The sequence below is a fragment of the Curtobacterium sp. 320 genome (assembly GCF_031455235.1).
GTDB lineage: Bacteria > Actinomycetota > Actinomycetes > Actinomycetales > Microbacteriaceae > Curtobacterium.
The window spans coordinates 32175-44223 of sequence record NZ_JAVDSI010000015.1; the positions used below are offsets into that span (position 1 = coordinate 32175).

Below are 12049 nucleotides of genomic sequence, written 5' to 3' on the forward strand. Positions count from 1 at the left end.
GCGTGGTGGTCATGCGAGACGAACGGGTCGTGACGGTGTCGACCGAGACCGTCGGCAAGGAGAAGGGACTGCGACCGGGGGCCATCGGCCTGGTCGGCAGCGTCGTGATGGGCATCTCGTCCACCGCGCCCGCCTACAGCCTGGCCGCGAGCCTCGGGTTGGTCGTGGCGAGTGGGGGAGCGCTCCTCGCCGGGGTGAAGGCCCCGGCGATCATGCTGCTCGCCTTCATCCCGATGTGGATGATCGCCGTGGCCTACCAGGAGCTCAACCGCGAGGACCCCGACTGCGGCACGACGTTCACCTGGGCGACCCGGGCCTTCGGTGCCGTGACGGGATGGCTCGGCGGGTGGGGGATCATCGCCGCGGACGTCATCGTGATGGCGAACCTCGCCCAGATCGCCGGCTCGTACGGGTACTCCTTCGTCGGCGTCCTGACGAACGACCCGGCGATCAGCGCCCTCGGGAACAGCACGCTCTGGTCGACCGTCGCCGGGGTGGCCTGGATCGCCGTGATGACCTTCATCTGCTACGTCGGCGTCGAGGTGTCGGCCCGGCTGCAGTACGTCCTGCTGGGCATCGAGGTGCTCGTGCTCGTGATGTTCGCGGTCGTCGCGCTCGTGCGGGTCGGCACCGGCAACGGCGTCGAGGGCTCGATCACGCCCTCGCTGTCGTGGCTGTGGCCGAGCGGCATGGACTTCGGGTCGGTCATCGCCCCCGCCATGCTCACGGCGATCTTCATCTACTGGGGCTGGGACACCGCCGTCTCGCTCAACGAGGAGACGAAGGACCCCGAGAAGACCCCCGGTCGCGCAGCCGTCATCAGCACGGTCCTGCTCCTCGTCATCTACGCCCTCGTGTCGATCGCGGCGATCGCGTTCGCCGGCGTCGGGACGAAGGGCATCGGCCTCGGGGCGCAGGGCAACGCGGACGACGTGTTCTCGGCGATCGGCCCGGCGCTCTTCGGCAACTCGTTCCTCGGGCACGCGGCGATGGCCCTGCTGTCGTTCTCGATCCTCACCTCGGCGTCCGCCTCGACGCAGACCACGATCATGCCGACCGCACGGACATCGCTCTCGATGGCGGTCTACAAGGCCCTGCCGTCGCACTTCGCCCGGATCCACCGGCGCTTCCTCACGCCGACCTGGTCGACCATCGGGATGGGCATCGCGTCGATCGGCTTCTACGTGCTGTTCACCGTCATCTCGACGAACCTGCTCACCGCCCTGATCGGTTCCGTCGGCCTGATGATCGCCTTCTACTACGGGCTGACCGGCTTCGCGTGCGTCTGGGTCTACCGACGGACGCTCTTCAACACCGTGCGGAACTTCGTCATGCGGGGGCTCGTCCCGTTGCTCGGCGGCCTGACGCTCGCGGTGACGTTCGTCTACGGACTCGTGCAGTTCGCCCAGCCCGACTGGCTGCAGGGCGACGACGGCAAGGACGTCACGATCCTCGGCATCGGAGCGGTCGCCGTGGTGGGTGTCGGCGCGATCCTCATCGGTGTCGTGCTGATGGTCGTCTGGTGGCTGCGGTCCCCGGACTTCTTCCGCGGACGGACGCTCACGAGCACGAGCAACATCCTCGTCCTCGACGGCCCGGGTGGAGTCCCGGAGCCGACCGTCATCGCGCCCGACTTCTCGAACCTGCCGACGGGCAGCATCGCGGTCGACGAGGAGACCGGCAAGCGGTTCCGGCGGACGCGGTCGCGTCGCCGCGACGACGACTGATCTCCCGCACCGGCGGCGGACGGGAGGCGCGGGGCGGGCGCGCACCGTGCCTCCCGTCCGTCAGCCCACCAGCTCGCGCCGCAGCGACCGCAGCACCGGCAGGAGCGTCTCCAGACCGCCGGGACCCACCTCGAACGGGCGGCCGAGGGCCGTCCGCGGCGGCAGCACCAGCTCGCCTCCACCGACGAGGTCGAACCAGAGCGCGTAGTCGACGCGGGAGCCGCGTGCGTCCTTCGTCGCGAGGTCGATCGTCCGGATCCGCGACCAGGGCAGATCGATCACCGGCGCCTCCCGGTCCGGCGTCCATCCGTGCATGCCGGCGCGATCGAGCGTCCACACCTCGGGACGGGGACGCGGGAGGTCCTCGGAGGTCCGGATGCCCTTCGTCAGCACCGGCAGGAAGAACGCGGGTTCGCGACCGCTCGCGCGGATGCGGGCGAGTGTCCGTCGGTCGCGACGTCCGCTCCACCAGGTGCCGACCGACATCACGATGCCGACGACGATCAGGAACAGCTCGACCAGGACGATGCTGCCGACGCGACTGCTGCGCTCCATCTGCTCGACGAAGGCCGGCGAGCCGAACTCCGCGACGATGAGTGCCGCTGCACCCAGCACCAGGACCGCCGCAGCCAGGTGGATCGGCCACTGCCGCGGCGCGGTCCCGTCACGGAGCCGTCGCACCCACCCGTCCGTCACGTCCTGCACGGTCCCATCCTGCTCGGACGTCGGTCGGTGCGGTCAGCGCCGGTGGGACCGCCGCCGGCCGAGGATCGCGTCGAGCACCCGCGAGAACCGCGGACGCCGCGCCACCGGCTTCGTCTCGATCGACCGGGTCGGAGCGCGGAACGCGAGATCGTGCAGCATGTTCCGCTTCGAGCCGTCCCAGTTCGCGAACAGGTACGCGCCCCCGAGGAACGACAGGCTCCGCACCGGCGTGCGCTTCCACGAGTCGGCCGCGACGTAGTACCCGGCGTGCCCGGCGTGGATGTGCTTGATCACGGTGTCGACGTCGATGACGCTGGTGGTCGTCACGACGGCAGTGATGCCCGTGCGGTCACGGGCGACGTACTCGATGAGGTGTTCAGACACGAGGGCTCTTGGTCGGGTCGGGGCCCGTCGAGGTCGGGGAACGCGACACGACGAGGCATGGCCGGAATCGTCGTTGCTTCCGAAACCAAGAATACGCCGAGAACTCTGTGCAGGGCGAGGAGGAACCTGTCCGGATGCGCACCGTGAACACCACCGGGGGGATCCTGTTCGCCGCCGTCCTGGCCGTTGCCCTGACCGGGTGCAGCGGCGGGACGACCGCCGGCCCCACCGCCACCGCCACCCGCACCGTGACCGCCACGCCGACTGCGGTCGCCGAGAGCCCGACCCCGACGTCGACTCCGACCCCCACGCCGACGTGCGGCCCGTCGAGCGGTGCCGAGGCCGCCGCCCAGCCGATCGCCGACCTGCCGCTGCCCGCCGGGCTCGAGGACGCGAAGTGGGACGCCGCACGGGCCGACACGTCCGGGTACGAGGCGTGCGCCCCGCTGTCCTGGGTCACGGTGAGCCTGGACCTCGCGACCGGCAGCTCGCCCGTCGCGATCCTCCTCTTCCACGACGGCCGGTACCTCGGCACGGCCACGAAGGAGCAGTACGGCTTCGTCCCGGACATCAGCCGGACCGACCCGTCGACGATCGCGGTGGCCTACCGCTACGCGAAGCCGGACGAGTCGACTGCGGACGCGAGCGGTCGGACGGACGCGACGTTCCGGTGGGACGACGCTGCCGGGCGCGTGGTGATGACGGGGGAGACGCCGCCGGCCGGCTGAGGCGCGACGCCGGACGCCGGACGCCGGGTGTCCTGCCATGCTGGACGCCATGCCGTTCCTCCGCACCGCCTGGCCGGGTGTCGCGCTCGCCCTCGTCATCGGGCTCGCCGCCACCGTCGTCGGCCGCGAGGTCCCGGTCGTCGGCGGCCCGGTCCCCGCGGTCGTGCTCGGCGCCCTGGTCGGGTGGCTCGTCCGCCGACGACGACAGCGCGACGGTACCGGCGCGGGCTCGGGCGGCGATCTCGGCCTGCTCCAGCCCGGCGTGAAGTTCACCTCGAGCCGGGTCCTGCAGTTCGCCGTCGTGCTGCTCGGCGCCCAGCTTTCGATCGCCGAGGTGCTCCGCATCGGCGGCGAGACGCTGCCCGTGATGCTGACGACCCTCGTCGTGTGCCTCGTCGCAGCGTGGGGGATCGGTCGGCTGCTCCGGGTCTCGAGTGCCCTCCGCACGCTCATCGGCGTCGGGACGGGGATCTGCGGCGCCTCGGCGATCGCGGCCGTCACGCCCGTGATCGGCGCGGTCAGTGCGGACGTCGCCTACGCGATGTCGACGATCTTCCTGTGCAACATCGCCGCCGTCTTCGTCTTCCCCCTGGTCGGTCACGCGCTGGGGCTCTCGCAACACGCGTTCGGCGTCTTCGCCGGCACCGCGGTGAACGACACCTCGTCGGTGGTTGCCACGGCAACCGTCTACGGTCGCCAGGCGACCGACACGGCGGTGGTCGTGAAGCTGGTCCGGACGCTCATGATCATCCCGATCGTCGTGGGGCTGGCCGGCCTGGAGGCGCGGCGCACCTCCCGCGAGCAGGTCGCGTCCGGCGTGGACACGGGCCGCGCCGGGGGCGTCCGCGGGTTCCGCGTGTTCCGGTTGGTCCCGTGGTTCCTGATCGGGTTCCTCGTGGTCGTGCTCCTCCGCACCCTCGGGGTCCTGCCGGCCGCAGCGGCCCCGGGGTTCTCCACCGCCGCGACGTTCCTCATCACGGTTGCGCTCGCCGCGATCGGGGTCTCGACGGACTTCGGCGCGCTCCGGCGGGCGGGGTTCCGGCCGATGCTGCTCGGGATCGCGCTGTGGGTGCTCGTGGCGGGGACGAGCCTCGGCGCGCAGGCGGTGTTCGGGCTCCTCTGACGGCGTCGGGGCTCACACGATGCGCGAGTCGATCACCGCCCGGTCGCCCCGGTACCGCGAGAACCCGTACTCCACCGGGGTCCCGTCGGCCAGGCACATCAGCCGCTCGATGTGGAAGATCGCCTGCCCCGGATCGATGTCGAGCAGGTCCGCGCTCCACTGGTCGGCGTTCACCGTGCTGAGCAGCAGTCGACGAGCGACCGGCCGCTGCCCGACCCGCCGCACGAGCACGTCCGGCACGTACTCGGTGAGCGGCTCCGACACGAGGTCCGGGAACCGCTCCTGCGGCACCCAGCTCGTCCGCACCCGGCTCGGCTCCCCGTCGAACGAGATGAGGCTCTCGACGAAGTACGCGGCGCTGCCCTCCATCTCGAGGTTCCGCCGGACGGTCTCGGGCGCCGGCACGAGCTGGACGCACAGGTGCACGATGCTCAGCCGCGGGGAGTCGAACACGCTGCCGCCGGTGTTCTCGCCGTAGATCGTGACCTCCTCGGTGGTCCGGGCGAGGCTCACCGAGGCCACCGGACGCACGCCGAACGTGCCCGACCGCGGTGCCCGGGTGAGCAGCCGCTGTTCCTTGAGGAGCGTCAGCGCCGCCCGCAGGACGTTCCGCGTCGTGCCGTACAGGTCGAGGAGCTCCCACTCGTACGGCAGCGGTCCGGTGAACCGACCGGCGACGATGTCCGCGCGGATGAGGTCGGACACCTGCCGGGCGGCGTCCGAGCGACGGTTGAAGCCGATCCAGTGCCCGGGCGTGACATCGCCGATGGCCATGTCCGTCCACGGTGGGACCGGACGACGTCCCGCGGTGCCGTCCAGTCGGTCGTCTGGTGCGACGTCGGTCACGAGACCACCCCCACGGTCGTGGTGTCGCCGGTCCACCCGGCCCACCGGAGGAACTCCCGGGCGAGGCGCACCGGGTAGTCGGGTGCCTGGATGTCGATGGACACGAACACCCGGCGGTAGAAGGTCGGACCGCCGAGCAGGTCGACGGCGATCCCGAGGTCGACGTCGGGCCGCAGGTCGCCGGCGTCCATCGCCCGCTGGAGCATCGCGTTCACCCGGACCCGTCGGTCGAGGTGCCACGCGGCGACCGCCTCGGCCACCCGGGGCTCGTGCGAGGCGAGCTCCACGATGAGCGGCAGCGCCCGGCCGACCGGGGTCGCGACGAGCGCGTGCACCCAGCCGCGGGTGAGCCCGAGGACGCCCTCGTCGATCGGGGCGTCGAGGATCGTCGGGATCGACTCCTCCATCAGGCGGATGACGGTCTCGGTGAGGAGCACGTCGCGACTGGACCAGCGCCGGTAGATCGTCGCCGCGCCCACCCCGGCGGCGTCGGCGACCGCCCTGATCGTGAACGCGCGGGGGTCGCCCTCGGCGAGGATCGCGATGCACGCCGTGTACACGGCCTCGTCGACCGCGGCGTTGCGGGGCCGTCCGCGGACCGGGGCCTCGGTGCTCACGCGGCGCTCCAGAGCGCGAGTACCCGGTCGATGCCCCACACCTCGCCGATCTTCGCCTGGATGTCGAACAGGTTCGCCTCGTGCACGCTCGGCAGCCGGTCGCCGACGGCCTCGCGCACGACGATCGGCACGAAGCCGTGCTGCATCGCGTCCGTCGCGGTGGCCCGGATGCACCCGCTCGTCGAGAGTCCGGCGATGAAGAGCGTGTCGACCCCTCGTGCGACGAGGTCGGCGGCCAGCGAGGTCCCGAAGAACGCGCTCGGGTACTGCTTCGGCACGAGGGTGTCCCCGTCAACCGGCGCGAGCCCCTCGATGAACGCGCCGGTGGACGTGCCGGGCAGGTACGCCGCGAGGGCCGGCACCTTCCGGAAGAACACCCCCGCGTTGGAGCCGTCGGCCGACAGCGCCATGGTCGTCACGGCGACGTGCACGCCGGCCGCCCGGGCCGCGGCCGTGAGCTCGCGCATCCGCTCGACGGGTTCCTCGACGCCGGCGTACAGCCCGCACGTCGGGTCGACGTAGGCGTTCACCGGGTCGACGACGACGAGCGCCGCCCGTCGGCCCGGTTCGAGCGCACCGGTGTAGCCGGCCGAGGCGTAGTCGTCGTGGTCGTCGGTCATGCGGTCCTGCTTCCGTCGTGGGGCTGGCTGGTGGGGGCCTGGAGGCGCGGCGCGACCCCGGCACGTCGGCCGGCGGTCGGCCCGTGCGCGCGGTCGGTGCCCGTCGTGGCGGTCATGCGCTCGTCCCCGGCTCGGGCACCGGGCCGGACGTGTCCGGTCGGAGCGGTGCCTGTCGGTCCGGGGGACCGAACGGGCCGAACGCGACGATGAGGGCGCCGACGACCGCGCACCCGGCGAACGTGAGCGCGGCGGTGCGCACGCCGTCGACGAAGGCCTGGACGTCGGTCGCCGGCAGACCGAGCAGGCTGCCGTCGTACGCCGCGGCCTGCTGCGCGGCGGAGAGCCCGCTCGTGGCGATCGCCAGACCGAGCGCCGTGGAGAACAGGAAGCCCGCGTTCTGCAGCGCCGACCGGATGGCGTTCGCGATGCCCCGGCGGTGCTCCGGGACACGGGTCATCAGGGCCGAGGTGCTCGGCGTCATGAACACCCCGGTGCCGACGCCGACGGCACCGAGTCCGACGGCCGTCACGGCGTATGCGCCGTCGTCGGCGAGCGACCCCGCGAGCACCGCTGCCCCGACCGCGATGAGCAGCATGCCGATGGTGGAGAGCGTGCGCGCGGGCACCCGGCGGGCGAGGACCCCGGCGCTCGCCGCGGCCACGGTCGTGCCGAGCGGGGTGGGGAGCACCCAGAGCGCGGCCTCGACGGCGTCCTTGCCCGAGACGGCCTGGAACGACAGCGACGCCAGGAGCACGAGGGCGTAGCTCGACAGCGCGCAGAGGCCGGCGGCCGAGAAGAGCGTGATGGTCGCCCGGTCGCGGAAGATCGCCGGGTCGACGAGCGGGTGCGGCACCCGGCGCTGGGTCCACACGAACACCGCTCCGAGCAGCACCGCGCCGGAGGCCATCGCGACGACCGGGACGGCGGCCCAGCCGGCGGAACCGCCGACCGAGACGGCGCCGACCAGCAACCCGACCGCGGCCACGGAGAGCACCGAGCCCGGGACGTCGAGGCGTTCGCCGGAGCGTGGCCGGGCGGTGCGGGGGATGAGTCGCAGCGACCAGACGAGCCCCGCGAGCGAGATCGGGACCCCGGCGAGGAAGATCCACCGCCAGCCGAACGACTCCGCGACGAGGCCGCCGACGACCGGACCGATGACCTGTCCGACGGCGGCGACGGTGGCGTTCAGCCCGAGGCCGAGCGACAGGATCGACTCCGGGAACACGTCGGTGAGGAGCGCCGTGGTGTTCGTGACGATGGCCGCGGCACCGACGCCCTGCACGAGTCGGGCGGCGAGCAGGACGGCGGCGTCCGGTGCTGCACCGCACGCGAGTGAGGCGAGGAGGAAGACGAGGATGCCGGCGATGTACAGACGGCGACGCCCGACGAGGTCCGCGATCCGCCCGAAGACGAGGATGAGCGTCGTCGTGGTGAGCATGTAGCTGAGCAGGACCCAGCTGGACTGCAGGGCGGAGGCGTCGAGGTCACGGCTGACGTCGGGGAGCGCGACGAGCAGGGCGCTCGAGGAGATGAAGACGAGGACGACGCTCAGACTCGACGCGCAGAGCACCTGCCACGCGCGTCGGCGGGCGCCGTCCTCGTCCGTGGTGCGGTTACTGATCGGTCGACCCTCTCGTGGCGGATGCCGGCGGCACCCGGTGGTGGTGGTCGGTGACCTCCTGGAACGCGGCGGCGGCGGACAGGACGAGTCGGTCGTCCCACGGGCGTGCGACGAGCTGCACGCCGACCGGCAGACCGTCCGGCGCGGTCCCGGCGGGCATCATGAGCGCCGGGAAGCCGACGTAGTCGAAGACCCGGGTGTTCCGGGGGATCACGTCGTGCAGGTTGTACGGCACGCCGTCGACCGTCATGGTGAGGTCGTCGAGTCGGGGCGCCGTGGCACCGATCCCCGGCGTGAGGACGACGTCGACCCCGGCCTCGTCCATCCGTGCGACCATCGCGGCCTGCACGAGCGGACGGCGTCGGAGGGACCGGAGGTAGTCCGCGGCCGTCGGCGTGAACGCGACGTCGAACCGCGCACGGGTGCCGGCGTCGAACAGGTCGGCGGTGGCGGCGTTGGCCTCCTGGTTGGCCGCGAGTTCGCCGTAGAAGACGGTCCAGCACTCGGCGTCGATCGCCTCGAGGTCGTCGAACTCGATCGGCACGATCCGGGCCCCGAGTGCCGCGAACCGGTCGACCGCGGCCGCGTGCGCGTCGAGCACCGCACCGTCCACCCGCTCGGTGAACCAGACCCGGGGCACGCCGATGCGCATCCCCGCGATCCGTCCCGGTGCCGCCTCGACGAGCGGGACCGCGGTGTGCGTCGTGGGGTCCTGCCCGTCGCCACCGGCGATCACGGCGAGCACGAGCGCGAGGTCCTCGGCGGTGCGGGCCATCGGTCCGACGTGGTCGAGCGTCCACGACAGGCTCGCGACGCCCGTGCGCGGGACGAGGCCGTACGTCGGCTTGATGCCGGTCGTCCCGCACAGCGCCGACGGCACCCGGATCGATCCGCCGGTGTCCGACCCGAGCGCGAGCGGGACGATGCGTGCTGCGAGGGCGGAACCGGAGCCCGTCGACGACCCGCCCGTCCAGCGCTCGGGGTCCCACGGGTTCCGCACGGCGCCGTACCGGGCGTTGTGCGGGCCGCCGCAGGCGAACTCGGTCGTCGCTGCCGTGAACACCGGGATCGCCCCGGCCGCACGGAGCCGGGCGACCACGGTGGCATCGGCGGGAGCCACGCGGTCACCGGTCTGCAGCGAGCCGCTCGTGACGACGGTCCCCGCGACGTCGATGATGTCCTTCACCGCGAACGGCACGCCCTCGAGCGCACGGGCCTCGCCCGCGGCCCAGCGCCGGGTCGACTCGACCGCTGCCCGCTCGGCGCCGTCGACCAGGCGGAGGACGGCGTCGGACCACACGTCGTCGCTCGTCCAGTGCGGGGCGAGGGCTCCGACGACGGCGCTGGGGGTGGTGGAGCCGTCGCGGTAGGCCGCGAGCAGCTCGGTGACGCTCGCCGCGGCGGGGTCGGACGCCGTCGCGGCCGTGGAGGCCGCCCCCGGAGTGAGGGCGACCGCCGGTGCCGCGGGGGCCGGTGCCGCGTCGATCGACGCCGCGAGGAGCCGGGTGAACAGCGCCTGGCTGTGCCCGGGCTCCGCCGGCAGGGACGACGGGGCGGCCGGGAGCGGGTTCGCTCGGCTGACGTGCAGCGCCTGCTCCAGCTGGGGCGCGATCGTCCCGCGCACGACCGCGAACACGTCCGTCACGCCGGCACCGCCGTGGCGTGGGCGTCCGCGAGGTACCGGAACACCCCGGGCTGCCGGTCCCGGCCGAGCGGGAAGTCCTCTCGCGCCGCGGCCACCTCGGCGACGTCGAGCGTCGCCCGGACGATGGGTCCGGCCTCGTGCGCCGGGGCGGAGACCACGAGCTCGCCGCGGGGCGACACGACCGACGAGCGGCCGAAGTAGCTCACGGTCTTGCCGTCCACGGTCTCCTCGCCGCCGCGGTTCGGGGCGACGACCCAGGTCTGCGTCTCGAGGGCGCGCACCTGCAGCTCCTGCGTGAAGAGCGTCTCGCGGAACCCCATCGATGAGACGAGCACGAGCATCACCTCGGCACCCGCGGCCCGTGACGCGAGCCAGTACTCGGGGAAGCTCCGGTCGTAGCAGATGAGCATGCCGAAGCGGGTGCCGAGCGCGTCGAACACGACCGGCCCCGACCCCGGCGCGAAGTAGTGCTTCTCGTCGACGTCGGAGATCGCGTTCGTCGGGATCGACGTCTTCCGGTACGCCGGCACGCGGTCGCCGTGCACGTCGGTGCCGTGGACGAGGGTGCCGTCGGCGTCGATGAGCACCGCACTGTTGTACTGCGCGTCGCCGGCGTCTTCGTAGAGGCCGAAGACGACCGCCGTGCCGAGTCGCCGCGCGGCCGCGGCGAACCGTGCCGTCGCCGGACCGGGCACGGGCTGCGCCCAGGCCTTGCGGCTGTCGTTCCGGACGCCGCAGAAGTAGGGCGTGGTGGTGAGCTCGGGGAAGACGACGAGGTCGGCGCCCTCGGCGGCCTGCTCGAACAGCGCGATGAGGCCGTCGAGCGCGGCGTCGCCGTCGGCGGGGATCTGCCCGGCCTGGACGACCGCGACCTCGAGGGTCGGCGCCGTGCTGCCGGCCGTCATGCGGTGACCGCGCTCGGGGTGACGGCGGGCGCCGACGACACGACGCCCTCGCGGGTGCGCATGAGCGGCTGGATGCGGGTGCCGAAGTCGTCCATGCCCTGCAGGAAGTCGTCGAACACGAGCATGATGCCCTTGGTGCCCGCGACGTCGGCGGCCTCGTCGAGCATCGCCGCGACGTGCTCGTAGGAGCCGACGAGCGTGCCCATGTTCATGTTCACGGCACCCTCCGGCAGCGAGATCCGCTTCGCGGTGTTGCCGTCCTCGCCGTTCGTGTCGGTGAGCGCCTGCCCGGTCATCCAGGCGATGGCCTCGACGTCCACGCCGTCGCTGTACCGCTGCCACTTCTCCTGCGCGGCCTCGTCGGTCTCGTCGGCGATGACCATGAACAGCACGTAGGAGCCGACGTCCCGTCCGGTCTTCTCCCGCGCGGCGAGGAGCGCCTCGTTCTGCTCGGCGTACGCGGTCGGGGTGTTCACGCCGACGCCCATCGAGAAGTTGTAGTCCGAGTACTCCGCCGCGAACGCCATGCCCTGCGAGGACTGCCCGGCCGACACGATCGGGATGTGCGACGTCGGCTTCGGCAGCATCCGGCAGTCGTCCATCTGGAAGTACTCGCCCTGGAAGTTGCTGACGCCGTCCTCCCACAGCTCCTTCATGACCTGCATGTACTCGGTCTGGTAGGCGTACCGACGCTTGAAGTGCACCTCGTCGCCCGGCCAGAGCCCCATCTGGTCGTACTCCGCCTTCTGCCACCCGGCGACGAGGTTCAGCCCGAAGCGCCCGTGCGAGATCGAGTCGATCGTGGCGGCCATCCGTGCGGCGATCGCCGGCGGGATCGTGAGGACGGCCGTGGTGGCGAACAGGCGGATGCGCTCCGTCCGGGCAGCGAGGCCGGCCATCAGGGTGAAGGACTCGAGGTTCTCGTCCCAGAACCCGCTCGGGCCGCCGAAGCCGCGCAGCTTGATCATCGACAGGGCGAAGTCGAAGCCGTACGACTCGGCCTTCTGCACGATCTCGAGGTTGAGGTCGAACGAGGGCTTGTACTGCGGCGAGGTGGTGGAGATGAGCCAGCCGTTGCTGCCGATCGGGATGAAGACTCCGATGTCCATGGGGGACTCGCTTTCTGTG

12 protein-coding genes are annotated in these 12049 nt (G+C 72.3%); 3 read left to right on the forward strand and 9 right to left on the reverse strand.

From position 1 onward, the window contains the following. The first annotated feature begins 11 nt into the window (after positions 1–11). Positions 12–1727, forward strand: coding sequence for an APC family permease (locus J2X60_RS16455; protein WP_309889006.1), 1716 nt, complete (start codon positions 12–14; stop codon positions 1725–1727). A gap of 60 nt (positions 1728–1787) precedes the next feature. Here the strand turns inward: J2X60_RS16455 and J2X60_RS16460 are convergent, their stop codons facing one another. Together J2X60_RS16460 and J2X60_RS16465 are read right to left on the reverse strand one after the other, a co-directional pair. Further along, the gene (locus J2X60_RS16460; RefSeq protein WP_309889008.1) at positions 1788–2432 is read right to left on the reverse strand and encodes a hypothetical protein; all 645 of its coding nucleotides are present in this window, start codon (positions 2430–2432) and stop codon (positions 1788–1790) included. A 33-nt stretch (positions 2433–2465) separates the two neighbouring features. After that, positions 2466–2816 (reverse strand): hypothetical protein, encoded by a 351-nt coding sequence (locus tag J2X60_RS16465; protein WP_309889011.1) that lies wholly within the window; start codon positions 2814–2816, stop codon positions 2466–2468. 143 nt (positions 2817–2959) lie between these two features. Here J2X60_RS16465 and J2X60_RS16470 point away from each other — a divergent pair, with 143 nt between their 5' ends. Together J2X60_RS16470 and J2X60_RS16475 are read left to right on the forward strand one after the other, a co-directional pair. Continuing rightward, positions 2960–3544, forward strand: a complete 585-nt coding sequence (locus J2X60_RS16470) for an LppP/LprE family lipoprotein (protein ID WP_309889013.1) — start codon at positions 2960–2962, stop codon at positions 3542–3544. A gap of 49 nt (positions 3545–3593) precedes the next feature. Continuing rightward, the gene (locus tag J2X60_RS16475; protein ID WP_309889015.1) at positions 3594–4667 is read left to right on the forward strand and encodes a putative sulfate exporter family transporter; all 1074 of its coding nucleotides are present in this window, start codon (positions 3594–3596) and stop codon (positions 4665–4667) included. Between the two features lie 12 nt (positions 4668–4679). On the opposite strand, the gene J2X60_RS16480 is transcribed toward J2X60_RS16475, so the two are convergent. The 7 genes from J2X60_RS16480 to rutA all read right to left on the reverse strand — a co-directional run bounded on the left by J2X60_RS16480 (position 4680) and on the right by rutA (position 12030). After that, positions 4680–5441: a GntR family transcriptional regulator gene (locus J2X60_RS16480; RefSeq protein WP_309889019.1), complete on the reverse strand. Its 762-nt coding sequence runs from the start codon at positions 5439–5441 to the stop codon at positions 4680–4682. Between the two features lie 68 nt (positions 5442–5509). Continuing rightward, positions 5510–6130, reverse strand: a complete 621-nt coding sequence (locus tag J2X60_RS16485) for a TetR-like C-terminal domain-containing protein (protein WP_070418012.1) — start codon at positions 6128–6130, stop codon at positions 5510–5512. Further along, the gene (locus J2X60_RS16490; RefSeq protein WP_309889023.1) at positions 6127–6750 is read right to left on the reverse strand and encodes an isochorismatase family protein; all 624 of its coding nucleotides are present in this window, start codon (positions 6748–6750) and stop codon (positions 6127–6129) included. Before J2X60_RS16490 ends, J2X60_RS16485 begins: the two co-directional genes overlap by 4 nt. A 112-nt stretch (positions 6751–6862) precedes the next feature. Continuing rightward, a complete protein-coding gene (locus J2X60_RS16495) occupies positions 6863–8320 on the reverse strand; it encodes an MFS transporter (RefSeq protein WP_309889025.1) in 1458 nt (485 codons plus the stop codon). 43 nt (positions 8321–8363) lie between these two features. After that, positions 8364–10016 carry an amidase gene (locus J2X60_RS16500; protein ID WP_309889027.1) on the reverse strand — a complete coding sequence of 551 codons (1653 nt, stop codon included), beginning with the start codon at positions 10014–10016 and terminating at the stop codon, positions 8364–8366. Beyond that, the gene (locus tag J2X60_RS16505; protein WP_309889029.1) at positions 10013–10921 is read right to left on the reverse strand and encodes a carbon-nitrogen hydrolase family protein; all 909 of its coding nucleotides are present in this window, start codon (positions 10919–10921) and stop codon (positions 10013–10015) included. Before J2X60_RS16505 ends, J2X60_RS16500 begins: the two co-directional genes overlap by 4 nt. After that, positions 10918–12030, reverse strand: coding sequence for a pyrimidine utilization protein A (gene rutA, locus J2X60_RS16510; protein WP_071295727.1), 1113 nt, complete (start codon positions 12028–12030; stop codon positions 10918–10920). The genes J2X60_RS16505 and rutA overlap by 4 nt, the downstream gene beginning before the upstream one ends. Positions 12031–12049 lie beyond the last annotated feature (19 nt).

Coding starts and splice junctions, on each gene's coding strand:
- J2X60_RS16480 (WP_309889019.1), bottom strand. CDS start 5,441: ATGGCCATCGGCGATGTCACGCCCGGGCACTGGATCGGCTTCAACCGT.
- J2X60_RS16475 (WP_309889015.1), top strand. CDS start 3,594: ATGCCGTTCCTCCGCACCGCCTGGCCGGGTGTCGCGCTCGCCCTCGTC.
- J2X60_RS16490 (WP_309889023.1), bottom strand. CDS start 6,750: ATGACCGACGACCACGACGACTACGCCTCGGCCGGCTACACCGGTGCG.
- rutA (WP_071295727.1), bottom strand. CDS start 12,030: ATGGACATCGGAGTCTTCATCCCGATCGGCAGCAACGGCTGGCTCATC.
- J2X60_RS16505 (WP_309889029.1), bottom strand. CDS start 10,921: ATGACGGCCGGCAGCACGGCGCCGACCCTCGAGGTCGCGGTCGTCCAG.
- J2X60_RS16455 (WP_309889006.1), top strand. CDS start 12: ATGCGAGACGAACGGGTCGTGACGGTGTCGACCGAGACCGTCGGCAAG.